Here is a 23,000-nt window from a genome sequence, read left to right as displayed (position 1 = left end):
TCAGCGCCGCCCGTCGAGACGCCCGTCGAGGCGGTCGAACGTGTCGCCGAACACCCACGGGCTGGTTGCGGCGATGAAGTCGGTCGGGAATCCGGCCGTGTGGTCGGTCGCAGCCGCGAGTCGGCGCAGTGCGTCCTCGGGCAGCACGACGTCCACCGCGCCGAGGTTGTCGCGCAGTTGCCCGACCGAGCGCGCCCCGATGATCGGATGCACGGCCCGCGAGTGCGCCCGGGTCCAGGCGATCGCCACCTGCGACGGGGTCGCGCCGAGTTCGTCGGCCACGTCCTGGACCGCGCGGGCGGCGGTGTGGTCGCGCTCGCCGAGCGAGTCGGGCGCGACCCGGGTGCCGGCCTCGGCGCCGCCGGGACGGGTGAACTTGCCGGACAACACACCGCTCGCCAGTGGCCCCCACGCGGCCACCGAGAGGCCGAAGTCCTCGGCCATCGGCAGCAGTTCGCGCTCGATGTCGCGGTTGAGCAGGTTGTACGGGACCTGGAGCCCGGCGAACGGCGTCCAACCGCGCCACTCGGCGAGGGTGTTGGCTCGGCTGACCACCCACGCCGGGGTGTCCGAGATGCCGATGTAGAGGATCTTCCCGGCGCGGACCGCGTCGTCGAGGGCGCGCATGGTCTCCTCGATCGGTGTATGCCGGTCCCACAGGTGCACCCAGTAGACGTCGATGTAGTCGGTGCGCAGTCGGCGCAGGCTGGTCTCCAGCGACAGGGTCAGGTTCTTGCGGTGGTTGCCGGCGGCGTTCGGGTCGGCGGGGTCGCGGGTGACGGTGTACTTGGTGGCGAGCACGAACCGGTCGCGGTGGCCGTCGAGTACTTCACCGACGATCCGCTCGCTCTCGCCGTCGCGGTAGTTGATCGCGGTATCCACGACGTTGCCGCCGGCGTCCGCGTACACGTCGACCATCCGGCGGCACTCGTCGAGCCCCGCGCCGACGGTGCCCTCTCCGCCGAAGGTCATCGCGCCCAGGAACAGCTCGGAGACGCGCAGGCCGGTGTTGCCGAACAGGCGATAACGCATAAGGGCTTCCTCTTCTTCACTTTCGGGAATGCGGCCATCGTCGGGTGGGCGACCGCGCCGGGTCCAAGACCGGTCGTGATAACCAAAGGCTATGGACACGCACCTGCGAGATCTCAGGTACTTCGTGGCGATCGCCGAAGAGCTCAACTTCACCCGGGCCGCGGAGCGATTGTTCGTGTCGCAGCCGGCGCTGAGCAAACAGATGCGCCAGTTGGAGGAGGGGCTTCGGACCCGCCTGTTCGACCGGGATCGCCGAGCCGTCACGCTCACCACCGCCGGCGCCGCGCTGTTGCCGGCGGCGCGTGAGGTGATCCGCTGCTGGGACGAGGCGCAGCGGGTGGTGGGCGACGCGGTCGCGGCCGAGGCCGCGTCGTTGCGGGTGGGGCTGTCCACGAGTGTGGGTCGCGGGTTGTTGCAGCGGGCGCGAGAGGGGTACGCGGTGCGGCGGCCCAACGGGCGCCTGCAGATTCGGCAGATCGACTGGGACGACGCGACGGCCGGACTGGCCGACGGGCGGGTGGACGTCGCGTTGGTGTGGTTGCCGCTGCCGAACCAGGAGGCGTTCGCGACGCGGGTGGTGGCGACCGAGCCGAGGTGCGTGGTGGTGCGCGAGGATCATCCGCTCGCGGGGCGCTCGGAGGTCGCCTTCGCGGAACTCCTGGACGAGCCGTTCCTGGCCCTGCCTCCTGCCGCGGGGCCGCTGCGCGACCACTGGTTGGCGATCGACCATCGGGAGGGGCACCCGGTGCGGGTGGGGGCGACGGTGTCGAACGCCGACGAGACCTTCGCGGCCGTGGAGGAGGGCAGCGGGATCGTCCTGATCGCGGCCGGAAACGCGGCGATCTACCAGCGGCCCGGGACGGTGGCGATCCCGGTGAGCGGGCTGAGCCCGAGTGAACTGGCACTCGCCTGGCGGGCGGACGACCATCGCGGGACGGTCCGCGACTTCGTCGAGACACTCCAGGGCGCTTCTTCCGGATCGCCCCGCTGACCGGACGAGGGCGGCGGCGAGGTGGTTGGTGACGGCCTCGTCCCGGGCGGTGGATACCGTGCGGGAATGAGCAACCATATCCGGCCACGGGCGGCGGGACGCTTCGGGCTTCGGCTGTTCGGTGTCGGGTCTCGCGTTCGGGTCGAGGCCTTGCGAGTCGGTACCGACCGGGCAGGTGCGCGTGAAGTGCGGCCGGCCCGGGGTCGGGCACGCGCTGGTCAGTGTGAATCCACGTCCTCGTACATGCTGTACAGCCGCCGGGTTGCGCCGGTGTGGTCCCGGTCGGCTACCGCCGTCCACGCTCGGGACACCAGTTCGCGAGCCTGGCGGCCGGGCCACGGGTCGGGGAGCAACTCCGGGGGCAGCAGCGGGTCGGGCTCCATCGCGCGACCGAACTCGACGGTCAACTCCACCCCGATGGTGAGCAGTTCGATGTCGTCGAAGGCCTCCGCCGATTCCAGTCGGGCCAGTCGGGGTCGGGTGACTTCGATCAGCCGGTGGTAGCGCTCGGCCGACTCGGTCAGGGGCCACAGGTGCGCGGCCAGCTCCGCCGGCCGGTCCAGCGAGCCGATCCGCAGGTCCCGGCTGGTGAGCAGGGTGATCGCGTCCGCCACGCCCAGGTGGTGCGCCTCGGCCGAGATCAGCTCGGTCCATTCGTTCGCGGACACGTACAGCCCACCCTGCAACGGTGCGCCGCCCAGGCGCAGGATCGCGTCGCGCAGCGCGTCGCGCGCGGAGCGCGCGGACTCCGGGATCGCGAACGCGACCAACCGCCAAACCCCGTCCCACGGTTCCAGGCCGCGATCCTGGCGGAACGCGTAGCGGACGAACTCGACGTTGGGTTCGAGGGTGCGCAACGTGTCCTCGGATGCGCTCAGCACCGCCTTGCGGCCACGCCCCCGGTGGGTGAACCGGCCCTCCGCGACCAGGCGCTTGATGCACAGCCGCACCTGCTGGTCGGTCATCCCGAGCGCGCTCGCGACGGTGTACAGCTCACCGGTGTCGACGCTGCCGTCCGGCCGCACCATGGCGTAGACGAGGGTGCGGGTCGGGATCTCGACCGGGCCCGATCCTGGTGTTCCTGGCATGCCCCGAGCATACGAGCGGGGCGACGCACGCACGGTGCTCACCCGCGCGGGCCGGTCGGGCCGGATCCGACCGGGCGGATCATCGTGGTCACGGCCGCGAAGCCCATCAGTCCGCGCAGATAGGGCGTGTGCTCGGTTTTGGTCGCCACGAAGCCGTGTCGTTCGTAGAGCGCGCGGGCGCGCGGGTTGACGTCGATCACGTCGAGCCGGATGTGTCGGCAACCGAGTTCGGGGGCCAGCGCGGCGACCTCGTCGAGCAGCCGGCTGCCGATGCCCAGGCCGCGTCGGTCCGGGTCGACGGCGATCCCGTCCATCACCAACTCGTTCGGCTTCGGGTGGCGTTCGAGCAGGGCCAGGATGGCGATCCGGTGCAGGCCGCCGAGGCGGCCGTACGTGCGCAGCACATCGCGCGCGGAGCCGCCGGTGAAGCCGCGTCCGGCGTGGGTGTAGCCGGCCACGCCCACCAGTACGCCGTCCTGTGTCGCGGCGATCGCGCGGTCCGCGTTCAGGTGCTCGGCGATGAAGGCGATGCCGGTCTCGGGCGGACCCAGCGCGGCGCCCAGCTTGCGGCCGAATGCCTCCCAGTACAACTCGGCCGCCCGGCGGCGCGCGTCGGGCGGCAGGCCGCGTCGGATGTGCGGGGCGCCGGAGGCCGGGCGATCCGAACCTGTTCCCGCGTTGGGCTCGTTTGCCTGGTCCATCGCTGTCTCCGGGGGTTGTGAGGGGTCGGGCCGGGACGGGCTCGGCGTTTCGGCTCGGACGCGCCGACGCGCTCCGCTCGGCGCTGAAGCGATCATGCCTGGGCTTGCCGGAAGCAAGCATACTCGAAACGTTCGTTTGACATACGGGCGTTGCGATAGCGATAGTTTTTCCGAAACGGAGCGATGCGGCACGAGCCGCGTGATGCCGTGCGAAGGAGACGAAGGCATGAAGCTCGGATCCACCATGCGACGCCATCGTGGGCTCACCATCGGCGCCGCGATCGTCGCCCTGCTGCTCCTGGTCGGCCTGGGCGCGGCGGTGTACGCGGACCACGCGAACACGTACGACCTCGACGAGGAACGGATCGCCTTCCAGGACGGCGCGCAGCGGCTGGACGGCGTGCTGGCCAAGCCCACCCGGGGGCGCGGCCCGTACGGGCTGGTGGTCCTGGTGCACGGCGACGGCGCGAAGAACGCCACCAACGACGGTTTCTATCGGCCGCAGATGGAGGCCTACGCCCGGGCCGGCTATGCGACGCTCTCCTGGAACAAGCCGGGAGTGGACGGCACGCCCGGGAACTGGCTCGACCAGAGCATGGACGACCGGGTCCGGGAGGCCGAGGCGGCGATCGCGTGGAGTCGCTCCCGGCCGGACGTGGACCACGCCCGGGTGGGGCTGTGGGGGGCCAGTCAGGCGGGCTGGGTCGTGCCGAAGGTGGCCGCGCGCACACCGGACGTGCGGTTCGTGATGGCGGTCTCGCCGGCGATCAACTGGCTGCGCCAGGGCCGCTACAACCTGCTGGCCGAGCTGCGTGCGGACCACGCGTCGCAGGCCCGGATCGACGACGAGGTGCGGCGCAGCGACCGGACCCGGCAGTTGATCCGGGAGGGCGCGACGCACGAGCAGTACCGTGCGGCGCTGGGCGACGCGGCGGACATGCCGGCGGACCGGTGGGCGTTCGTGCGCAAGAACTTCGCCGCGGACGCGAGCGCGGACCTGGCTCGGGTGCGGGTGCCGGTGCTGTTGATGCTGGCCGGGCACGACGTGAACGTGGACGTCGCGGAGACCGAGGCGGAGTATCGCCGACTGCTCGGCGGACGGGCCGAGTTGACGGTGCGTCACTACCTGGGTGCGGCGCACTCCATGGTGCGGAAGGACATCGAGGACTCACAGCTCGACACGTACTTCACGGCGATCTTCGCGCCGCGCGACCTGTTCGCCGCCGGCTACCTCGGCGACCAGCGCCGCTTCCTGGCCGGTCGCTGAGCGAGCGGGCCGGGCCCGGCGGATCCTGCCGGGCCCGGCCCGATCGGCGTCACACCGCGACCGGGATCGCGCCCAGGGCCGCCGCCACGTCCGCCAGCTGCGGATCGGCGGCGGCCCTGGCCAGCGCGGTGGTCAGGGCTTCCGCGTAGGTGGCGCCGGCCTCGGCCAGCCGGGTGCGTCCCTCGTCGGTGATCACGCTGTACACCCCTCGGCGGTCCTTGGGACACAGGTCGCGTCGGGTGAGGCCGTCGGTTTCCAGGCGGACCGCGAGCCGGCTGACCGAACTCTGGTTGAGGCCGATCGAGTCGGCGAGCTCCTGCATGCGCAGCTCACCGTCGGGGGCGACCGCGAGCCGGGAGAGCGCGCGGTACTCGGACAGCCCTATCCCGTGCCGCCGTTGCAGGGTCCTGCCGAGGTCGTGCTCGACGCGCGCATGCAGCACGACGACCTGCTCCCAGAGCTTGGCGTCCATGGCACCGTCCCCTTTCGCGGTTCGGTCGAGTGAACCAGTGCGGTTCGGTCGAGCTTCCGTCGGCCGCGGAGCGACATGGCGGGAGACCGCTGTTGACAACAGATTACATGCAGTGCCAGATTATGCATGCGCAAGCAAACAATGTATGTGCATGCACCTTCTTGGTGCATGCACCTCTTGAATCCGGGAGCCACCGTGACCATCTCCACCGCAGCCGACGCCGCCGCCCCGATCCGCCGGGTCGCCACCACGCCGGACTGGTACGAGCCGTACAAGATTTCGCAGGCCATCCGGGCCGGCGGCCTGATCTTCGTGTCCGGGCAGGCCGGATTCGACGAGAACGGGCGCACCGTCGAGGGCGGCTTCCTGGAACAGGGCCGGCAGGCCTTCCGCAACGTGGAACGGGTGCTCGCCGAGGCGGGCGCGACCCTCGCCGACGTGGTCAAGGTCGGCATCTTCGTCCGGAACATGGCCGAGAACCTGGACGACGTGATCGTGCTGCGCGAGGAGTTCCTGTCCCTGCCGTACCCGGCGGACACCCTCCTGGAGGTCTCCTCGCTCGCCCGGCCGGACTGGCTGATCGAGGTCGAGGTCACCGCACTCGACCGCTGACCGCGCGATCCGCGCCCCGCGCAACCGACCACCCCGACCACACCGACGAACGGAAGCCGCGTTGACCACCACCACGAACCCGCTGCTGACCCCGTACCGGCACGGCGCGCTGGACCTGCCCAACCGGATCGCGATGGCCCCGATGACCCGGGGCCGCGCGGACGACACCACCGGCGTACCGAGCGAACACGCCGCCGCCTACTACGCCCAGCGGGCCGGCGCCGGCCTGCTGATCACCGAAGGGATCTCGATCCACCCGCTGGGCAAGGCAGGCCCGGGCATCCCGGGCCTGCGGACCGACGAACAGGTCGCGCGCTGGCGCGAGATCACCGCCGCGGTGCACGACGCGGGCGGCCGGATCTTCGCCCAGCTGTGGCACGTCGGCCGGATGACGCACCCGGTGACCCTGGACGGCGCGACGCCGACCGCCCCCTCGGCGGTGCCGATCACCGACGCGCCGATCTTCACTCGCGAGGGCCTGCTGCCGCACGTCACGCCGCGTGCGCTGACCATCGCCGAGATCCGGGACGTGGTCGCCGCGTTCGCGCGCGCCGCGGGCCGGGCGATCGAGGCCGGGTTCGACGGGATCGAGATCCACGGCGCCAACGGATACCTGTTCCAGCAGTTCCTGGCCGAGAACACGAATCTGCGTACCGACCGCTACGGCGGCTCGCGGGAGAACCGACTGCGTTTCGTGCTGGAGGTGGTGACCGCGGTCACCGCCGAGATCGGCGCCGACCGGGTGGGCCTGCGGATCTCGCCGGACAACCCGGAGAACCAGATCCGCGAGTCGCACCCGCGCGAGACCTACCGGGCGCTGGTCGACGCGCTGGACCCGCTCGGCCTGGCCTACCTGCACGTGCTGGAGCGCGGCGACTACGACGCGCTCGCCGACCTGCGTCCGCGCTGGTCCGGCACGCTGATCGCGAACCACAACGGCCCGACGCCGGTGGATCCGGGGACGGCCGAGCGGCTGCTCGCCGCCGAACTCGCCGACGTGGTGGCCTTCGGCCGGCTGTTCATCACCAACCCGGACCTGCCCGCGCGGATCGCCGAGGCACTGCCGCTTGCCGCGCCGCCGGTGGCACACGTGTACGGCGGCGGCGCGCGTGGCTACGTGGACTATCCGGCGGCCTCGGCGAAGGTCGGCTAGCGCCGGACCGGGATCGGGACTACGACCAGGACTAGGGGGTTCAGGCCGCCGCGTCGAGCGGGTCGGCGGTGCCGGTGAGCGCGGCGCGCAGCGTTTCCGGGGTCAGCAGGCCCACGGCTCGGCCGGTCTCGTCGGTCACGGCCCATACCCGCATGCCCCGGGCACGCATGGTGGCCATCGCCTCGGCGGCGGACATCTCCGGGCGGGCGAACGGGCCTTGGTCGTGCCTGATGTTCCCGATCGGCGTGCGCGCGGTGTACCACGAGCGGGTCCGGTACGGCGCGAGCTGGGCGCGGCGCACGATGCCGAGGCAGTGGCCGTCCTCGGCGTGCAGGATCACGTGGTCGGCGTCGGCCGCGTGGATGATGTCGATGGCCTTGTCGACCATGGTGTTCGTGTCGATCCGCAGCTCGGCCGGTTGCATGGCCTGGGCGACGGTCAGCGGGCCGACCGGAGTTGCCGGGCGGACGGTGCGATGGTGGGGGATGGCGGTCATCGAGGGCACCTGGTTTCCAGTCGTCCGGATCCGGGGGTTGGGCCCGGTCGCCGGTGGTTCGGGTCTTGGGGGGCGCGGCCGGGGAACCGGCTGCGGGTCGGACCGTGCGCGCACCGACTTGGGACGACACGCCCCGGCGGGGCGGCGGGAGTTCGGCGCCCGAGCTGCTCGGCCGGCGGATGCCGGTGGGCCGAGGGTTCGACGTGGGCGTGGCGGCCCACGACGGGCGGTGGCGCAAGTGGCGCTGTGCGCTCGGTCGGTGGGCGAACGGTGGCCCCGGGCAGCCCGGCGACGCATCCTGGGGACCCGGCCGACGCGGCCGATCGTCCTCGCCCACCGAGGACGGCGTCGGCGCGGAAGCCGACGTGCGAAATGTCTTCGGTAGGGCCACCTTACCGTCTTTTTGACGCACCGCCGACCCGGCGTCGGGACGATTGGGTCGGAAACGGCCTTATTCGCCGCCGAGTTGAGCTCTCGGGCACCCCGGCGGGCGGGTGGCCCGGCCGGTCCGTCCCCAGGCGCCGCACGGCGGTTGGCCGTCGCGGGCCGCCGGATGTAAGGCCGCGGGTTTTTGGTGAAGAGCCGCGGATTGCTCGTGCGAGTCGCGGACTTCCCATGGACAGTCGCGGGCGGCCGTGGGGAGCCGCGGACTACCAGGTGTAGATCGGCTTGCCGTTGCGATCCTTGGCCTCGGTGAAGACCTTCATGCAGGCACCCTCATCCGACGCGTTCAAGGCGGAGGATCCGCTCGGGAGTTGGCCGGCCGGCGGAGCCTGCGGCGTGGACGGGGGAGCCGTCGTGGCGCCGCTCTTGCCGCCGCCCTTGAAGGTCGGGCCGGAACCCCAGTCGGTGCCGATCTGCACCGTCACATGGGTTGCGTTCGCCTGTGGGGACAGTGCGGTGGCGGGCAGCCCCAGTGCGTCGGCGACCGCCTGGGCCTGGTCCTTGTCCTTGGCCGGGAAGATCACCGCGCTGGTCTGCCGCTTGGCCGCGGCCGGGCCCTTGGCGGCCTTGGTGAAGCCCTGCGCCACCAGGCCCTCGGCGACCGCACCCGACTGGGTGCTCCCGGTCGCGCCGACCACGGTGATCCGGATCGCGGCCTTGTCCACGTTCGACGCGGGCGGCGGCGGTTGCGTCGTGCCGGGGGCGGTGGTCTCGGTACCCGGCGGCGGCCCGTTCTTGTCGAAGGCGACATCCGAGCGGACCATCTTGAACAGCGTCTCGGCGGACGCGGCCGGGACCAGGTGCTGTTCGGGCGCCTGCGGATCCGCGTCGTGCGGCATCGTGGTCATGGTGATCCGGTTGGTGTTCACCTTGTTCAGCGTGGTCGCCAGCGAGGTCAGCTTCTGCAGACCGTTGAGGCCGTCGTCGACGGTCAGCGACTTGGTCGCCGCGTCGGCGACCTTGAACAGCTTGACCGGGTTGGTGATCGTGCTGTTCGACTTGAGCGTGCGCACCATCGAGTTGAGGTACATGTGCTGCGCGTGGGTGCGCCCGACGTCGCTGCCGTCCTCGAAGGCGTGTCGCGTGCGCAGCCACTTGAGCGCGTCCTCGCCCTGGATGGTGTGCGGGCCGGCCGGCAGCTTGAGATGCGAACCCACCACGTGCCGCTCGCCGTTGACGTACTCGACCTGCTCGTCCTGGATGTTCGACTGCACGCACACCTCGACGCCGCCGACCGCGTCGGCCATCGACACCACGCCGGAGAAGGTCACCATCATGAAGTGATCGATGTGGATCTTGGTGAGCAACTGCCAGGTGCCGACCACACATCCGGGACCGCCGCGGCCGAGGCTCTCGTTGATGGTGGTGTTGATCGGCGCGAACTTCTGCTTCGTCTTCGGGTCGGTGCAGGCCGGGATCTGCACGCGCGTGTCGCGCGGAATGCTGATCACCGACGCGTTGCTGCGGTCCGCGGACACATGCAGCAACATCTGTACGTCCGCCCGCGGCGCGCCGCCGTCGCAGGCTCCGCCGAGCTTGCAGTCGATCGGGTCGTTCCGCCCGTCCGAACCGATCATCAGGATGTTCAGCGAAGTGCGGCCGAACGCGTCGGGCCCCTCCTTGGGCACGTCGACATCGCTGATGTTGAGCTTGCTGTGCTTGATGTTCGCGTTGAGCTTCTCCCAGATCACATAGCCGGTGATCCCGAGCGCGACGAACACGACCGCCATCACCAGCGCCGTGATCTTGAGCTTGCGGAACCGACGCGGCTTGCCGCGTCCGGTGCGCTTGGCCCGGTTTGCGGCCCGGCCGCCCGATGCGCCGTCGCCCCGACGGGCGCGCGGCACCACGGGAGTGTCGGTGCCGGTGGATTCGGGGCCGGCGTCGGTCGCGGCGGTGGTCGCAGTCGCATCGGAGGCGGGCGGTTGCGGCGCCGCGCCGGTGCGGCGGCGGCGACGACCGGACTCCGGTGCGGAACTCAAAACGACTCCCCGAGTGCTGTCGTCGGACCTATGCCGCGTCGCCGCGGATTGGCTCGACACCGTACCGGGCGGCCGGAACGGACCGTACATGTGCCGGCTGCGGACCATTCGGAACGGCAGCCTCAGGGGGAACGGACGGCATACCGCACACGATGGTTGCAGCGCGGGGGATTGCTCCGGGTATGGCTCGTCACGACGCGCGCCGGACCGTGGCGGCGCGGACGAAGCGGTCGGAGCACGACGAAGACGGCGCCGCCCTCGGGGGGAGGGGGCGGCGCCGTCGCTCTGGCGTCGGTGAGCGGGATCACCTCTCGGCGGGGGGCACGCCGCGACTCCAGCCGAACGGTAATTCGCGGCGGCAAAGGTTGGGCCCGGGGACACCCGTTCACCGACTGTCAGGTACAACGAGCGAACCCGGGCAAGCATTCCCGGCATAGCGCTCGAATCGATCGATCGAAGTCCCCGGCCGACCGGTCGCCGGTCCGGGCCCCCGGCCGGGCCGTGCCGGCCGGGATCAGGTCGGCCGACGCATGCTCACCGGGCGCCGGCGGTCCACGGGAGGGCCGGGCGGCATGTGGCGGGATCGGGTCCGGTACGCCCCGGGTAGTCGAGCAGCCGACCGTCGGGGGTGCGGACACATTCCGTCGACCCCGGCTTCGGCGCGTCTCGGGCGGAGTCCCACACCAGCTTGCCCGCGGCGTCGTAGCCGCGGATCCGGGGGCCCTCGCCGAACTGGAACGCGTCGGCCACCTCGCTGGTGTACCCGACGCTCTCCGTCGCGTACCAGACGCCGCCCGTCATGATCGCCGGGCGCTCGCCGCTGCCCCGGTCCATGGTGATTCGCGCCACGGGAGCGTTGTAGCGGCCCGCGGAGTAATCGGTCCAGCTCGAACCGGACTTGGTGCCGCCGCTGAGGTCCACCTGGATGACCCCGGTGAGCAGATCGAAGTCCTCCCGGACCAGGTGCGGAGAGGGAAGGCCCGAGCCCGAACACTCCAACGCGTTGCGTCCGGCCACGTCGACCGCGACGGCGAAGATGTTCCCGGGATCGGCGGACCGCGGGCTGCGCACCGCGAAATAGGGGCGGTATCCGCTCGCGGTGGCCGGGTCGAACCTGCCGGCGGCGCATGCGGCGACGAATCGGGCGGCGTCCACGTCGGACACCGCGACCTCGGCCGGGACCGGCACCTGCTTCAGCGGCAGCGGGCGATCCGTCAGGGAGGGCGCGAGGGTGGGTATCGACCCCGAGTTCGCCGGCCCGGGGACCGACCCCGAGTTCGCCGGCCCCGGGACCCGGGCGGCCCCGTCGTCACCGGAGACCCCGAGCAGGACTCCGGTGACCAGGCCGGCGACCGCCGCCGCGGCAGCCAGCGGGAGCAGTACCCGGCGCGGTGGTGTCAGCCGGCCCAGGGTTTGCCGGCGGGTCGTGGGCGGCGCCGGCGTCGGGGAGTCGGCGTGCGGGAGGAGGGCGAGCAACTCGGCGCGGCGAGCGGCGCCGTGCGGCAGATCGCGCTCGGCCGGGATCGGGTTCGAGGGCATCACGAGGTCTCCTCGGCGATGACGCGGTGGTCGGGGCGGGACGGTGCGTATTCGCGCAGGTCGTGGCCGAGTCGGCGGCGTGCACGGTGCAGGCGCGATTTGACGGTGCCCAGGGCCACGCCCAGCGCGGTGGCGGCGGCCTGTTGGTCCAGGCCGCTCCATACGCACAGCTCGATCACCTCGCGTTCGTGCGCGGGCAGTCGGCCGACGGACGCGCGCAGCGCGACCAGGGCGCGCTCCTCGTCGAGCCGATCGGCGACGTCCTGGGCGTGGTCGGGGACCGGCGACGGGGTGGGCAGGCGTTCCTTGAGCGCCTGATAGCGCCGCCGGGCCCGCCCACCGTTGGCGGCGGTGTTGCGAGCGATGCCCAGCAGCCACGGCAGCGCGCTGTCCCGGTCCAGGGTGACGGCGCTTCGATGCCGCCAGGCCTCCAGGAAGACCGCCGAGGTCAGGTCCTCGGCCTCGGCCCAGGAAGCGGTGCGGCGGGAGAGGAAGTTGTAGACCGCGCGGGAGTGCCGATCGAAGATGGCCCCGAACGACTCGGGATCACCTGCGCACGCCCTCTCCCACAACTCGCGATCGCATATCGGGGTGATGGTCACACCCTGTCTTGTCCGGCGGGTGGTTGCGGGTTCCCGGTGACGGCACGGCTCTCCAGGCCGGCGATCAGCACGTCCAGACCGGCGTGGAACTCGATCTCGGGTGTGCTCGTGGCGGCGGCGCCGGCGATCTCGATCAGGTACGGGAAACGCTCGGCGGGCAGCGCCCGGGCCCGGTCGGTGATCGCCCGGACGTCCTCGTCCGGGGCGATCGACAGCGGGCCGGCCAGTTCGGCCTGGGCGAAGCCGGTGACGAAGCCGGTCACGGCGCGGAACGCGTACAGCAGGTCGGCTCCGCGCCGGCCACTGCGGGCGAGCGCGCGCAGCAGTGCCTCGCCGTGCGCCAGGGTCGCCGGGTCGGTGATCCGGCGGGTGAGGATCAGCGGGATGACGTCCGGATGGGCGCGCACGGCACGCCAGTTCGCCTCGGCGAGCCGGCGGGTCTCGACCCGCCAGTCGGCGTCCTCGGGGTGGTCGGTGACCGCCGGCAGCGCGTCCGCCAGCACGGCCTCGACGAGCAGCCCCTCCAGGCCCTCGCGGCCGTCCACGTAGTTGTAGATCGTCATCGCCCCGGTGCCCAGCGCCGCCGCGAGGCTGCGCATGGTCAGCGCGGTCAGGCCGTGGGCGTCGACCAGGGTCAGGGCCGCCGTGCGCAGTTGCTCGCGACTGAACTTCCGGGGTGCGGGCACGATGCTCCTCCTTGACGTACGTACAACGTACGTGTTCGACTGGCGCTGTTCACGTACAGAGTACGTCAACGCGGTCCCGGCGGCTCTCGCCGGACTGCCGGGCGCGCCCGAACGCGCCCGACTTCCCCTGTGGCAAGGAGTTTCGATGACGCACGTCGACCTGTTCGAATTCGCCCTCCGATTGGCCGACGGCGGCCGGATCAGTGCCGGCGAGCGTCGGATGGACGGTGCCTCGGCCGGCTGGCAGGTGGCCGCCTTCCAGGTCGGGACGGATGCCGACCTGCACGCCGACCAATGGGAGATGCACCCGGAGTCGGACGAGGTGGTGTGCGTGTGGACGGGCGCGGTACGGATGATCCTGCGCGCCGCGGACGGCGTCGGCGAGGAGCCGCCGGTCACGCTGCGGTCGGGGGCCGCGTTCGTGGTGCCGCGGGGGCGGTGGCACCGACTCGAACTCGCCGAGCCCGCAGACCTGATGTCGATCGCCCGACGCCGCGGGACCCGCCTGGAAGGGCGCACGGAGACCTCGCGGGGGCGGGCATGACCGCCACGGTCGAAGCGGCGGCCGGCCGGGTCCCGATGCCGCGCGCCACCCGGATGTTGCTGGTCGTGGTGCTGACCGTGCAGTTCACGGTCGCGCTGGACATGTCGGTGGTGAACGTGGCGCTGCCGGACATCCGGGACGACCTCGGCTTCGGTGCCGACGGGCTGCCGTGGGTGGTGAACGCGTATGCGCTGAGCTTCGGCGGACTGCTGATGCTCGGCGGCCGGGTCGGTGACCTGATCGGGCGCCGCCGTACGCTCGTCGCGGGCCTGACCGTGTTCGGCCTGGCCGGTCTCGCGGGCGGCCTGGCGACCTCGCCCGGTGCGCTGATCGCCGCCCGTGCGGTGCAGGGGATCGGCGCCGCCGCGCTCGCGCCGGTGGCGTTCGCGCTGATCACGGTGACGTTCCCGGCCGGGCCCGCCCGATCCAGGGCGCTCGGGTGGTGGGGTGCGACGGCCGCGGCCGGCGGCGCGTTCGGGGTGCTGATCGGCGGGCTGCTCACCGAGTCGGTGGGTTGGCAGGCGGTGATGTTGATCAACGTGCCGATCGTGGCCTTCGCGCTGCTCGCCGCGCTGCGGCTGCCTGCCGATCGATCCGAACCCGGCCGCGCGCCCGGCCTTGATCCGGCCGGTGCGCTGCTGGTCACCGCGGGGGCGACCACGCTGGTCCTGGGTGTGGTGCGGGCCGAGCGGCAGGGCTGGGGGTCGTTCACGACGATCGGTACGCTCGCGGCGGCGGCGGTCCTGCTCGCGGCCTTCGTGCTGGTCGAACTGCGCTCCGCCGAACCGCTGTTGCGGATGGGTCTGCTGACCCATCGGCCCGTGCTCGGCGCGAATCTGTTCATGATGCTGTTGTTCTCCGGCCAGTTCGCCGCGTTCTACTTCACCTCGCTCTACCTCCAGCAGGTGCTCGACTACGGACCGGCCGCCGCCGGTGCGGCCTTCGTGCCGTTCTCGGGCGGGGTCGTGATCGGTTCGGTGCTGGCCACCAGGACGGTGGCCCGGCTCGGCCTCGGTCGGCTGCTGGGGTTGGGCGGGGCGCTCGCGGCGGTCGGATTCGCCTGGTTCGGACTCGCGTTCGACGTCGACGGCACGTTCCTGCGCTCGATCCTGGGCCCGTCGCTGGTCGCGAGCATCGGCGCCGGCCTGTGCTTCGTGCCGCTGGGCACCGCCGCGACCGCCGGGGTGCCCGGGCACGAGGCCGGGATGGCGGGCGGGTTGATCAACAGCTCGCGGCAGATCGGCGGTTCGATCGGCCTGGCCGCGCTGGTCACCCTGGCCGCATCGGTCACCGGCCCGAACGCCGACGCCTCGAAGCGGGAACTCGCGCACGGGTACGCGGTCGCCCTGGGCGCGGCGGGCGGTCTGCTCGTGCTGGCGGCGGTGGTCGCGCTGGTGCTGGTCCCGGCGAGGGTCGGCAGCGTGCGGACCGGAGACGGGTCCCCCGATCATTCACGTTGAGCGACGCGTCGACTACGGATCTGCTACAACCGAAAGGAGGAAGGGAGATGAACTCATGACATCCACCGAGTTGTTCATCACCGATCTGCCCGACGGGCTCACCCTGGCACCGCTCCCGACCCGAGGCGTCGCCACGCCGACGCCCGGCCACGGCTCCGACGACCCGACCACGCTTGCGGTGGGCGAGGAGGGTGAGGACGACGACGGGCCGACCACGCTTGCCGTCGGCGAGGAGGGTGAGGACGACGATTGCGGGCCCACCACGCTTGCGGTGGGCGAGGAGGGCGGGGACGACGACCCCACTACGCTCGCGGTCGGCGAGGAGGGTGAGGACGACGACTGACGTCGAGTCCCGCTGCGGGATCGTCGGCCGGCTCGGCGACGAGCAGGTCGCGAGCGTGCGGCGGTGCCTGCGCGAACGCGGGGTCGATCCGGTCCACCTGGATCTGTCGAAGTTCCCCGCCCGCACGACACTGTCGCTGCGGGACGGTGTGCCGTGGTCGCCGAAACCGGCCGGTGTCGCTGGGGTGCGGACCTGGTACGTGCGCTCGATGCCGTTGCCGCTGCCGTTCTTTCCCGCCGGTGGTGGGCGCGGCGCCGACGCCGGCGAGGGCGGACCGCAGGCGGCGGCGGAGCGGGACCGCGAGTTGCGGGTGGCCTATGCCGCCGGTCGGGAACGGCGTTCGTTCGGCTTCAGCTTCCTGGCGGCGCTGGACCGGGACGGTGCGCGGCTGGTCAACTCGCCCGGCACGTTCGCCCAGCACTTCCTGAAACTGGAGCAACTCCGGGCGCTGCGCGACGCCGGGGTGCCGGTGCCGAGCACGTTGGCCTCCAACGACCCCGAGGCGGTCCTGGAGTTCGTCCGGGAACTGGACGGGCCGATCGTCTACAAGCCGCTCGCGGGCGGCGCGTTGTGCCGCCGGATCACCGCTGAGGATCTGCGGCCCGAACGGTTGCGATTGCTCGCCTCGGCGCCGGTGCTCTTCCAGGAGGAGATCCCCGGGAGCGACATTCGGGTCTACGTCGTGGCGGACGAGGTGGCCGCGAGCTACGAGATCGTCTCGGACCGAATCGACTATCGGGGCGCGGAGACCGCCGTGTTGCCGACCGTACTCACCCCGGCCGAACACGACGCGTGCCGCGCCGCCGCCCGGGCGTGCACGATGACGTTCACCGGCATCGACATCCGGCGTCGGTCGGATGGCGGCTTCGCGCTCCTGGAGTGCAATCCCTCGCCGATGTTCGCCGCGATCGAGCGACGCACCGGGGCGGACCCGGTCAGCCGCGCACTGGCCGACCTGCTCACCCACCGCCGGCAGCCGGACACGGCCTGAGGTCTGTCGGCAATCCCGCATCGTGGTGCTCGGTGGGGGATCGAAGACGGCCCTGGGTACGCTCCGGTGCTCGCCCGGGGATTCGTGAAGTGCCCTCGGCGGCGCGGATTTCGGGTTTGCCTCGGGTGGGCGGGGAAACCAAGTGGGGGGTGAGCAGGGGCTTTCCGGTCGCGAGGTGATCGCAGCAGAGCGCGCTTCGGACCGGGAGGGGTGTGCCGTCGGTCGGTGTCGGCGCCGGTCGGGTCGGCGAACTCGGCTGCCGCGTCGCACATATCGGCCTCTTTCGACCCGGCGCGTCGGATTGTGACCAACCGGTGCGCCGGACCGAGGTGCGGCCCTGCTGACTCTGCGTCAGACTGACGGAGCGTAGAAGCCTGCGCACCCGCCGGTGACCGACGTACGGGCGTACCGCACGAGCATGCGGGCGAGCGTACGACCAGAGGGGAGACCGATGAGTGTATTCACGCGTGTGTGTCGTCGAGCGGGTGCGGCGGTGGCCGCGGCCGCCGTGGTGGTTCCGCTGAGCGTCGTCCTGGCCGCGCCCGCGAGCGCGGCGCCCACCGCGTGTACCGCGCGGACCGGGCCGTATCAGCGCCAGGTCGAGAAGGCGCTGGGGCTCAAGGAGGACGGTCGGCAGTCCACCGTCGACTGCCGGGCCATCCGGACCTACCAGCAGCAGCACGGCATTCGCCCGGCGGCCGGCTACGCGGGCCCGGTCACCTACGGTGCGCTTCGGCGCAACGGCGGCGAGGGCGGCTGCCCGACCGACGTCGGTCGGATCGCGTGTGTGGACCTGAGCCGGCAGGTCAGTTGGATCCAGGACGGCGCGAAGCGGATCCACGGACCGGTCGCCATCCGCTCCGGACGGGACGGCTTCGAGACCCGCACCGGCCTGCACAAGGTCTACTACCGCGCGAAGAACCACTGGTCCACGCTCTACGACGTGGCGATGCCGTACAGCCAGTTCTTCGACGGCGGCATCGCGTTCCACGCGATCGACGGTTCGATCGGCTCGCCGCCCGGGTCGCACGGCTGCGTCAACATGCGGCCGGCGGACGCCCAGGCGTACTGGGATCTGCTGCGCACGGGCGACGAGGTGTACGTGTACGGGAGCAAGCCCGGTACCTGACGGGTGCGTTCGGGCCGCCGACCTCGACCGGTCCGGTCGCCGACCGCGACCGAGTCGGTCGGCGGCCCGTGGTCGCCGGGCCGGTCGAGGGCGGCGACCCGGGTCGCGACCGGCCGGCGGAGCGAGCCTGCCGGGTCCGCCGGGCGCGGGTCAGACCGCGCGCAGCGCGCCCGGGTGCCGGCCGGTGAGGTGGTCCAGCGCGGCCGAGGTGGGCTCGTCGACGGGGAGGTAGACGAGCAGGGTTTGATCGACGTCGGCCAGATCGAGGATCTCGCGCTCCAAGCGCAGTTCGCCCGCCTCCGGGTGGGCCAAGCGCTCGACACCGACCCGGCGCGGCGGCGTGGCGGGCGCGGCCAGCCGGGCGGTGAACGCGGTGCCGGCGGTGACGGCCAGCCCGTCCAGGAAGTCCTGCACGTACGGATCGTCGAAACCGGCCGCCAACCGCAGGATCGCGGCGTGTTCGTCGGCTATCCGCTCCCAGTCGGGATAGGCCGCGCGGGCCCGGGGGTCGGTGAACACGTAGCGCGCGAGGTTGGGTTGCTCCTCGTCCAGGATGCCCAGCGGGCGGGCGAGGCGCTCGTAGCCGTTGGTGAAGGCGAGCACGTCGCCGAGCCGGTCGACCAGCAACGCCGGGGCCGGCTCCAGGCGGTCCAGGAGCGCGCGCACGGTGGGTCGCACGGCCCGGGCCGGCGGCTGCCCGCCCGGGCACGGGAACGTCTCGCCCGAGGCGGCCTTGGCCAGCCGGCACACGTGCATGCGCTCGTCCGCGGTCAGCCGGAGCGCGTCCGCCAGTGCGGCCAGGACCTGGCCGGACGGGCGGCGGTCGCGGCCCTGCTCCAGCCGTGCGAGGTACTCGACGCCGACCCCCGCCAGGGTCGCCAACTCGGACCGGCGCAGGCCCGGGGTGCGCCGCCGGGCGCCGTCGGGAAGCCCGACGTCGGCGGGCCGGACCGCCGCGCGGCGGTCGCGGAGGTACGTACCAAGTTCGTTCTCGCTCACGGCCCGCAGTCTATGGCGAGTGGGCGCTGCGATCGTGGCCTCGGCGGTGCCGCTCTCGGCACGGCCTTCCTCGGCACCGGCCGGCCGAGCACGGTGGGCGGCGCGCCGGCCGGGCCTCGGCCGGACGCGTTCGCACCTTCATCGCATCGAGGAAACCCATGTTCATCGGCTACATCGTGCGCTCCGGCGGCGGTGTTCACTCCGGTCGCGGTCGCCGCCCCGGTGCTTCGGGTGGCGTTGCGGCGCGGATTGCTCAGCGGTCGGTGCGGTGTGCGGCGATCGTGCCCAGGCGCTGGATGTCGGTGACCGTCTCGGCCAGAACGGCTAGTTGGCGGCGGAAGGCGACGAAGTCGCGGGTCTGCCAGGCGAGTGCGGCCTGCTCCAGCGCGTGCTCCACCGCCTGCTCGTAGTGCGCGCGGGTGGCGTCGTCCACCCGTGCCAGCACCGCCGCGTCGATGTGCGGGCGCAGCGGACTGTCGTCGATGACGATGCGCACGTTCGGGCGTTCCATGGCGTCAACGGTCGCATCGGTGACCGGGATCGGGCAGCCGGCGCACGGGGCGCGCATCGATGCGGACGGCGAGCGGTCGGGGGCGGAACGCCCGGTCGCGGTCCGGCGGGTGCGCCCGGGCGGGCGGACGGCGCGAGGGTCGGTCAGGAGGCCGAGCCGATCAGGGCCGCCGTGATGGCCGAGGTGAGTCGGTCCAGGTAGTCGTCGGTGAGCGGGGTACGGGTGATCGCCAGGCGCCAGTAGAGCGGGCCGACGATGAGGTCGAGGGCCAGGTCGATGTCGATGCCGGGCGGGAGTTCGCCGCGAACGTCCGCGGCCCGCAGCACGGCGGTGCCGATCCGGCGCTGGGTGCCGTGCAGCACGGTGTCCAGCTTGCCGGTGATCTCCGGATTGCGGGCCGCCTCGGCGAGCAGGTCGGGGATGATCTGCGAGGCGAGCGGGTGGCGCAGCGCGCGGGCGGCCTCGGCGAGCAGGACCCGCAGGTCGCCGCGCAGCGATCCGGTGTCCGGCGCGGGCAGGTCCTGGACGGCGATGGCCAGGACCAGGTCGACGACCATGTCCAGCTTGGCCGGCCAGCGCCGGTAGACGGCGGTCTTGCCGACGCCGGCCCGGCGGGCGACCGCTTCGATGGACATGCGGCCGTAGCCGACCGAGGCGAGTTCCTCGAAGACCGCGCCGCGGATCGCCGAGGTGACGTCCTCGCGCAGGACGGCGGCCCCGGCGGGGGGACGACGGGACGAGGGTTTCGGGTCGGCGGGCATGCGCCGATCGTACTGCGATACGACGATACGGTTGCGTTCTATCGTGGACCCGGTTACCGTCCCGGTACGGGACCAACGATGTCGTCGGCGCGGCCACGCTCCGGACGTATGCAGGACATGGGCGGGTGGGGCGGGATGGCCGAGTGGCACCGAGGCGGCGGCGACCCGAGCGCCGAGACGCTGCCGCTCCACGTGGTCGCCGACGGACCGGCTGCCCGACTGCCCACGATCGGCGGCCCCGCCGACCCGCCCGCCCAGCCCACCGGGCGGCACCGCAGACCACCCGCCGCCGACCCGGGAACGGCGAGCACGGCGCCGGACACCACCGGCGGCGTGGCCCGGGCCGGGCTGGTGATGGCCGCGGGCACCGTCCTGTCCCGCGCCACCGGCATGCTGCGCACCATCCTGATCGTCGCCGCGCTGGGTACCGCGGGCGCCGCCGACGCCTACAACGTGGCCAACACGATCCCGAACATGTTGTTCACGCTGCTCGCCGGCGGCGCGCTGAACGCGGTGTTCGTACCGCGGATGATCCGGGCGATGCGCGACGAGCGCGAGGGCGAGGCGTACGCGAACCGACTGCTCACGCTGACCGTGCTCGTGCTGGGCGTGCTCACCGTCCTGGCGTGGCTCGCCGCGCCGCAGCTGATCCGGCTGACCGGTGGACAACTGGGCGCCGGCGACGCCGGGGGCGGCCATGCGTCGGCGGTGACCTTCGCGCGCTACTGCCTGCCGCAGATCTTCTTCTACGGTGTGTTCACCGTCGTCGGCCAGATCCTGAACGCTCGGGGCCGGTTCGGCTCGATGATGTGGACGCCGGTCCTGAACAACGTGGTGGTGATCGCCACGTTCGCGCTGTTCATCGCGTTCACCCACGACGCCGGCCCGCGGGGGTTGTCCGCGGCGCAGACCCGACTGCTGGGGCTCGGCACCACGCTGGGCATCGTGGTCCAGGCCGCCTGCCTGTTCCCGTACCTGCGGGCCAGTGGCCTGCGGATCCGGCCCAGGTTCGACTGGCGCGGCAGCGGACTGCGCCAGGATGCCCGACTGGCCCGCTGGACGCTGCTGTTCGCGCTGGTCAACCAGATCGGCTACACGGTCGTGGTCAACCTGACCGTGGCCGCCGGTGCCGCCGCCGAGCGGGCCGGGGCGGCGGGCGGCGCCGGGTACACGCCGTACGGCAACGCGCAGACGTTGTGGATCCTTCCGCAGTCCGTGGTCACCGTTTCGCTGACGACCGCGCTGTTTCCCCGGATGTGTCGGGCCGCGGCCGAGCACCGCCCGCAGGAGTTGCGCGAACACCTCTCGCGCAGTCTGCGCCTGTCCGGCGTGGCGATCGTGCCGGCCGCGTTCGCGCTGCTGTGCTTCGGCCCGCAGCTGACCGAACTGATGTTCCGGCACGGCGAGACCGGCAGCGCCGACGTGACCGTGATGGCGCAGGTGCTGGCCGGCTTCTCACTCGGACTGATCCCGTTCTCCGCGCAATACGTGTTGCTGCGCGGCTTCTACGCGATGGAGGACACCCGTACGCCGTTCCTGGCCGCGGTGTGGATCGCCGTGGTCAACGCGGGCCTGTCCGGCGCGGCATACCTGCTGCTGCCGGCCCGGTGGGCGGTGGTGGGCATGGCGCTCGCCTACACCCTGGCCTACACCGTCGGCCTGGCGGTGACCGCGCTTCGGCTGCGCCGCCGGCTGAGCGGGGCCACCGGCCGGATCACGGCGGGTACGTACGGCCGGCTGATCGCGGCCGGCGCGGCGGCCGGCGGCGCGGGACTCGCGGCGACCCGGCCGCTCACCGCGCTGGGCGAGGGCGCGGGACTCGCCGCCCTCCAACTCGGCCTGGGCGGCGTGGTGATGGTCGCCGCGTTCGTGGCGCTGGGCCGGCTGTTGCGGATCCACGAGGTGACGGCGGCGATGGGCACGCTGCGCACCCGGTTCGCGGGATGAGCCGCGGTGCACGGGCGGGCGGGCCGGACGTCGGGGCCGCCCGCGACCGGGGTGGGTGCGATCCGTGCGCGCCGCGGTGAGGGCGCATCCTTGAGGGTGTGAAATCCGATCGGCTGCTCTCCATCCTGTTGCTCCTGCAGACTCGCGGCCGGGTGCCGGCGGCCGAGTTGGCCGAGCGTCTGGAGGTGTCGACGCGGACCATCTATCGCGACGTCGAGGCGCTGTCCACGGCCGGTGTGCCGGTGTACGCCGAGCGCGGTCGGCACGGCGGGATCTCGCTGCTGCCCGGGTTCCGGACCGACGTCACCGGGCTGACCTCGGACGAGGCCCGCGCCTTGTTCGTGCTCGCCGAGCAGGGCACCCACGCGGCGCTCGGCCTGGACGGCGCACTCGGCTCGGCGCTGCGCAAGGTGATGGTCGCGCTGCCCGCGCCGCATCGGCCGGCCGCCGAGGAGATGACCCGCCGGGTGCTGATCGACCCGCAGCGCTGGATGGTCGGACCGCGAACGGCGGTGGACGTGGCGGCGTTGCAGGAAGCGGTGTTCGCGGACCGACGGCTGCGGATCCGCTATCGGCGCAGCGGGTCGACGGCGCCGCGCACGTACACGGTCGACCCATACGGGCTGGTGGCCAAGGCGGGCACGTGGTATCTGGTCGCGGATCGCAACGGCACGCCGCGGTTGTTCCACACCGACCGGCTCACCGGGCTCACCGTGACCGAGGATCCGGTGCGGCGCCGGGCCGGGGTCGAACTGGCCGAGGTGTGGCATGTGTTGCGCCGGGGCATCGAGGAGCAGCCGGTGGTGGCGCGGATCCGGGCCCGGGTGCGGCGGACCCGGCTGGACATGTTCGTGCGGATCGTCGGGTCCTGGCTGACCGGGCCGCCGCAGGAGCAGGATGCCGAGTGGGTGACGGTCGAGCTGGGCTATCCGGCACTCGGCGCGGTCCGCCAACTGCTCCAGTTCGGCACGGACGTCGAGGTGCTGGATCCGCCGGAGGCACGCCGGGCGGCGGCCGATACGGCGGCGGCGATCGCCCGCGCGTACGGCTGAGCCGGCCCGGCGGCGGCCTCGGCCCTCGGTGGTCCCGGGCCGGTCGCGGACGCCGCGAGCGGGGCGGAATCCGTAGCCGTCCGGGGTGGCGCCCGCCGGGCCCGGGGGACCGTTCGCGGCCGTGGGACCACCCGATTCGGTGCTTTCCGGGCGGCGGCGGTGCGGTGGCGGTACGGCGGCGGTGCGGGGGAACCGGCG

General features: G+C 72.5%; 23 protein-coding genes. 11 read left to right on the top strand and 12 right to left on the bottom strand.

From position 1 onward, the window contains the following. Positions 1 to 1,032, bottom strand: a complete 1,032-nt coding sequence (locus ACZOOI_RS01925) for an aldo/keto reductase (protein ID WP_465279087.1) — start codon at positions 1,030 to 1,032, stop codon at positions 1 to 3. A gap of 91 nt (positions 1,033 to 1,123) precedes the next feature. On the opposite strand from ACZOOI_RS01925, the gene ACZOOI_RS01920 reads away from it, so the two are divergent. Then, complete coding sequence (locus ACZOOI_RS01920; RefSeq protein ID WP_465279086.1) at positions 1,124 to 2,023, top strand: LysR family transcriptional regulator; 900 nt, start codon at positions 1,124 to 1,126, stop codon at positions 2,021 to 2,023. 218 nt (positions 2,024 to 2,241) lie between these two features. Here ACZOOI_RS01920 and ACZOOI_RS01915 read toward each other — a convergent pair whose 3' ends face one another. Further along, complete coding sequence (locus ACZOOI_RS01915) at positions 2,242 to 3,111, bottom strand: PaaX family transcriptional regulator C-terminal domain-containing protein (RefSeq protein ID WP_465279085.1); 870 nt, start codon at positions 3,109 to 3,111, stop codon at positions 2,242 to 2,244. A 38-nt stretch (positions 3,112 to 3,149) separates the two neighbouring features. Beyond that, a complete protein-coding gene (locus ACZOOI_RS01910; RefSeq protein WP_465279084.1) occupies positions 3,150 to 3,812 on the bottom strand; it encodes a GNAT family N-acetyltransferase in 663 nt (220 codons plus the stop codon). Between the two features lie 226 nt (positions 3,813 to 4,038). Here ACZOOI_RS01910 and ACZOOI_RS01905 point away from each other — a divergent pair, with 226 nt between their 5' ends. After that, positions 4,039 to 5,079, top strand: a complete 1,041-nt coding sequence (locus ACZOOI_RS01905; protein WP_465279083.1) for an alpha/beta hydrolase family protein — start codon at positions 4,039 to 4,041, stop codon at positions 5,077 to 5,079. Positions 5,080 to 5,128: 49 nt separating this feature from the next. On the opposite strand, the gene ACZOOI_RS01900 is transcribed toward ACZOOI_RS01905, so the two are convergent. Then, complete coding sequence (locus tag ACZOOI_RS01900; protein WP_465279082.1) at positions 5,129 to 5,551, bottom strand: MarR family winged helix-turn-helix transcriptional regulator; 423 nt, start codon at positions 5,549 to 5,551, stop codon at positions 5,129 to 5,131. A 195-nt stretch (positions 5,552 to 5,746) separates the two neighbouring features. On the opposite strand from ACZOOI_RS01900, the gene ACZOOI_RS01895 reads away from it, so the two are divergent. Both ACZOOI_RS01895 and ACZOOI_RS01890 read left to right on the top strand, forming a co-directional pair. Further along, on the top strand, positions 5,747 to 6,163 hold the full coding sequence (locus ACZOOI_RS01895) for a RidA family protein (RefSeq protein WP_465279081.1): 417 nt from the start codon (positions 5,747 to 5,749) through the stop codon (positions 6,161 to 6,163). 61 nt (positions 6,164 to 6,224) lie between these two features. Then, the gene (locus ACZOOI_RS01890; RefSeq protein ID WP_465279080.1) at positions 6,225 to 7,316 is read left to right on the top strand and encodes an alkene reductase; all 1,092 of its coding nucleotides are present in this window, start codon (positions 6,225 to 6,227) and stop codon (positions 7,314 to 7,316) included. A gap of 40 nt (positions 7,317 to 7,356) precedes the next feature. On the opposite strand, the gene ACZOOI_RS01885 is transcribed toward ACZOOI_RS01890, so the two are convergent. The 5 genes from ACZOOI_RS01885 to ACZOOI_RS01865 all read right to left on the bottom strand — a co-directional run bounded on the left by ACZOOI_RS01885 (position 7,357) and on the right by ACZOOI_RS01865 (position 13,065). Further along, entirely contained in the window at positions 7,357 to 7,812 is a 456-nt protein-coding gene (locus ACZOOI_RS01885; RefSeq protein WP_465279079.1) for a CBS domain-containing protein, read from the bottom strand. Between the two features lie 650 nt (positions 7,813 to 8,462). Then, on the bottom strand, positions 8,463 to 10,238 hold the full coding sequence (locus ACZOOI_RS01880) for an LCP family protein (protein ID WP_465279078.1): 1,776 nt from the start codon (positions 10,236 to 10,238) through the stop codon (positions 8,463 to 8,465). 534 nt (positions 10,239 to 10,772) lie between these two features. Continuing rightward, on the bottom strand, positions 10,773 to 11,777 hold the full coding sequence (locus tag ACZOOI_RS01875) for a hypothetical protein (protein ID WP_465279077.1): 1,005 nt from the start codon (positions 11,775 to 11,777) through the stop codon (positions 10,773 to 10,775). Continuing rightward, a complete protein-coding gene (locus ACZOOI_RS01870) occupies positions 11,777 to 12,379 on the bottom strand; it encodes an RNA polymerase sigma factor (protein WP_465279076.1) in 603 nt (200 codons plus the stop codon). The genes ACZOOI_RS01875 and ACZOOI_RS01870 overlap by 1 nt, the downstream gene beginning before the upstream one ends. Further along, a complete protein-coding gene (locus ACZOOI_RS01865; protein ID WP_465279075.1) occupies positions 12,376 to 13,065 on the bottom strand; it encodes a TetR/AcrR family transcriptional regulator in 690 nt (229 codons plus the stop codon). Before ACZOOI_RS01865 ends, ACZOOI_RS01870 begins: the two co-directional genes overlap by 4 nt. Positions 13,066 to 13,210: 145 nt before the next feature. On the opposite strand from ACZOOI_RS01865, the gene ACZOOI_RS01860 reads away from it, so the two are divergent. From ACZOOI_RS01860 to ACZOOI_RS01840, 5 genes are all read left to right on the top strand, one after another. Next, a complete protein-coding gene (locus ACZOOI_RS01860) occupies positions 13,211 to 13,609 on the top strand; it encodes a cupin domain-containing protein (RefSeq protein ID WP_465279074.1) in 399 nt (132 codons plus the stop codon). Continuing rightward, a complete protein-coding gene (locus ACZOOI_RS01855; protein WP_465279073.1) occupies positions 13,606 to 15,069 on the top strand; it encodes an MFS transporter in 1,464 nt (487 codons plus the stop codon). Before ACZOOI_RS01860 ends, ACZOOI_RS01855 begins: the two co-directional genes overlap by 4 nt. 55 nt (positions 15,070 to 15,124) lie before the next feature. Further along, positions 15,125 to 15,412, top strand: a complete 288-nt coding sequence (locus tag ACZOOI_RS01850; protein ID WP_465279072.1) for a hypothetical protein — start codon at positions 15,125 to 15,127, stop codon at positions 15,410 to 15,412. Further along, positions 15,396 to 16,403: an ATP-grasp domain-containing protein gene (locus ACZOOI_RS01845; protein ID WP_465279071.1), complete on the top strand. Its 1,008-nt coding sequence runs from the start codon at positions 15,396 to 15,398 to the stop codon at positions 16,401 to 16,403. The genes ACZOOI_RS01850 and ACZOOI_RS01845 overlap by 17 nt, the downstream gene beginning before the upstream one ends. A gap of 451 nt (positions 16,404 to 16,854) precedes the next feature. Continuing rightward, the gene (locus ACZOOI_RS01840; RefSeq protein ID WP_465279070.1) at positions 16,855 to 17,532 is read left to right on the top strand and encodes a L,D-transpeptidase family protein; all 678 of its coding nucleotides are present in this window, start codon (positions 16,855 to 16,857) and stop codon (positions 17,530 to 17,532) included. 150 nt (positions 17,533 to 17,682) lie between these two features. On the opposite strand, the gene ACZOOI_RS01835 is transcribed toward ACZOOI_RS01840, so the two are convergent. The 3 genes from ACZOOI_RS01835 to ACZOOI_RS01825 all read right to left on the bottom strand — a co-directional run bounded on the left by ACZOOI_RS01835 (position 17,683) and on the right by ACZOOI_RS01825 (position 19,803). Continuing rightward, on the bottom strand, positions 17,683 to 18,531 hold the full coding sequence (locus tag ACZOOI_RS01835; RefSeq protein WP_465279069.1) for an MmyB family transcriptional regulator: 849 nt from the start codon (positions 18,529 to 18,531) through the stop codon (positions 17,683 to 17,685). Positions 18,532 to 18,784: 253 nt separating this feature from the next. Further along, positions 18,785 to 19,042, bottom strand: a complete 258-nt coding sequence (locus ACZOOI_RS01830) for a hypothetical protein (RefSeq protein WP_465279068.1) — start codon at positions 19,040 to 19,042, stop codon at positions 18,785 to 18,787. Positions 19,043 to 19,185: 143 nt separating this feature from the next. Then, entirely contained in the window at positions 19,186 to 19,803 is a 618-nt protein-coding gene (locus ACZOOI_RS01825; protein ID WP_465279067.1) for a TetR/AcrR family transcriptional regulator, read from the bottom strand. A 108-nt stretch (positions 19,804 to 19,911) separates the two neighbouring features. On the opposite strand from ACZOOI_RS01825, the gene murJ reads away from it, so the two are divergent. After that, on the top strand, positions 19,912 to 21,750 hold the full coding sequence (murJ, locus tag ACZOOI_RS01820; RefSeq protein WP_465279066.1) for a murein biosynthesis integral membrane protein MurJ: 1,839 nt from the start codon (positions 19,912 to 19,914) through the stop codon (positions 21,748 to 21,750). A 98-nt stretch (positions 21,751 to 21,848) separates the two neighbouring features. Further along, the gene (locus ACZOOI_RS01815; RefSeq protein ID WP_465279065.1) at positions 21,849 to 22,802 is read left to right on the top strand and encodes a helix-turn-helix transcriptional regulator; all 954 of its coding nucleotides are present in this window, start codon (positions 21,849 to 21,851) and stop codon (positions 22,800 to 22,802) included. Positions 22,803 to 23,000 lie beyond the last annotated feature (198 nt).

The organism is Embleya sp. L77, from assembly GCF_055557415.1.
This window is presented reverse-complemented; position numbering and strand designations above follow the sequence as displayed.

Coding starts and splice junctions, on each gene's coding strand:
- ACZOOI_RS01925 (WP_465279087.1), bottom strand. CDS start 1,032: ATGCGTTATCGCCTGTTCGGCAACACCGGCCTGCGCGTCTCCGAGCTG.
- ACZOOI_RS01920 (WP_465279086.1), top strand. CDS start 1,124: ATGGACACGCACCTGCGAGATCTCAGGTACTTCGTGGCGATCGCCGAA.
- ACZOOI_RS01915 (WP_465279085.1), bottom strand. CDS start 3,111: ATGCCAGGAACACCAGGATCGGGCCCGGTCGAGATCCCGACCCGCACC.
- ACZOOI_RS01910 (WP_465279084.1), bottom strand. CDS start 3,812: ATGGACCAGGCAAACGAGCCCAACGCGGGAACAGGTTCGGATCGCCCG.
- ACZOOI_RS01905 (WP_465279083.1), top strand. CDS start 4,039: ATGAAGCTCGGATCCACCATGCGACGCCATCGTGGGCTCACCATCGGC.
- ACZOOI_RS01900 (WP_465279082.1), bottom strand. CDS start 5,551: ATGGACGCCAAGCTCTGGGAGCAGGTCGTCGTGCTGCATGCGCGCGTC.
- ACZOOI_RS01885 (WP_465279079.1), bottom strand. CDS start 7,812: ATGACCGCCATCCCCCACCATCGCACCGTCCGCCCGGCAACTCCGGTC.
- ACZOOI_RS01875 (WP_465279077.1), bottom strand. CDS start 11,777: ATGCCCTCGAACCCGATCCCGGCCGAGCGCGATCTGCCGCACGGCGCC.
- ACZOOI_RS01860 (WP_465279074.1), top strand. CDS start 13,211: ATGACGCACGTCGACCTGTTCGAATTCGCCCTCCGATTGGCCGACGGC.
- ACZOOI_RS01855 (WP_465279073.1), top strand. CDS start 13,606: ATGACCGCCACGGTCGAAGCGGCGGCCGGCCGGGTCCCGATGCCGCGC.
- ACZOOI_RS01850 (WP_465279072.1), top strand. CDS start 15,125: ATGACATCCACCGAGTTGTTCATCACCGATCTGCCCGACGGGCTCACC.
- ACZOOI_RS01840 (WP_465279070.1), top strand. CDS start 16,855: ATGAGTGTATTCACGCGTGTGTGTCGTCGAGCGGGTGCGGCGGTGGCC.
- ACZOOI_RS01830 (WP_465279068.1), bottom strand. CDS start 19,042: ATGGAACGCCCGAACGTGCGCATCGTCATCGACGACAGTCCGCTGCGC.
- ACZOOI_RS01825 (WP_465279067.1), bottom strand. CDS start 19,803: ATGCCCGCCGACCCGAAACCCTCGTCCCGTCGTCCCCCCGCCGGGGCC.
- murJ (WP_465279066.1), top strand. CDS start 19,912: ATGCAGGACATGGGCGGGTGGGGCGGGATGGCCGAGTGGCACCGAGGC.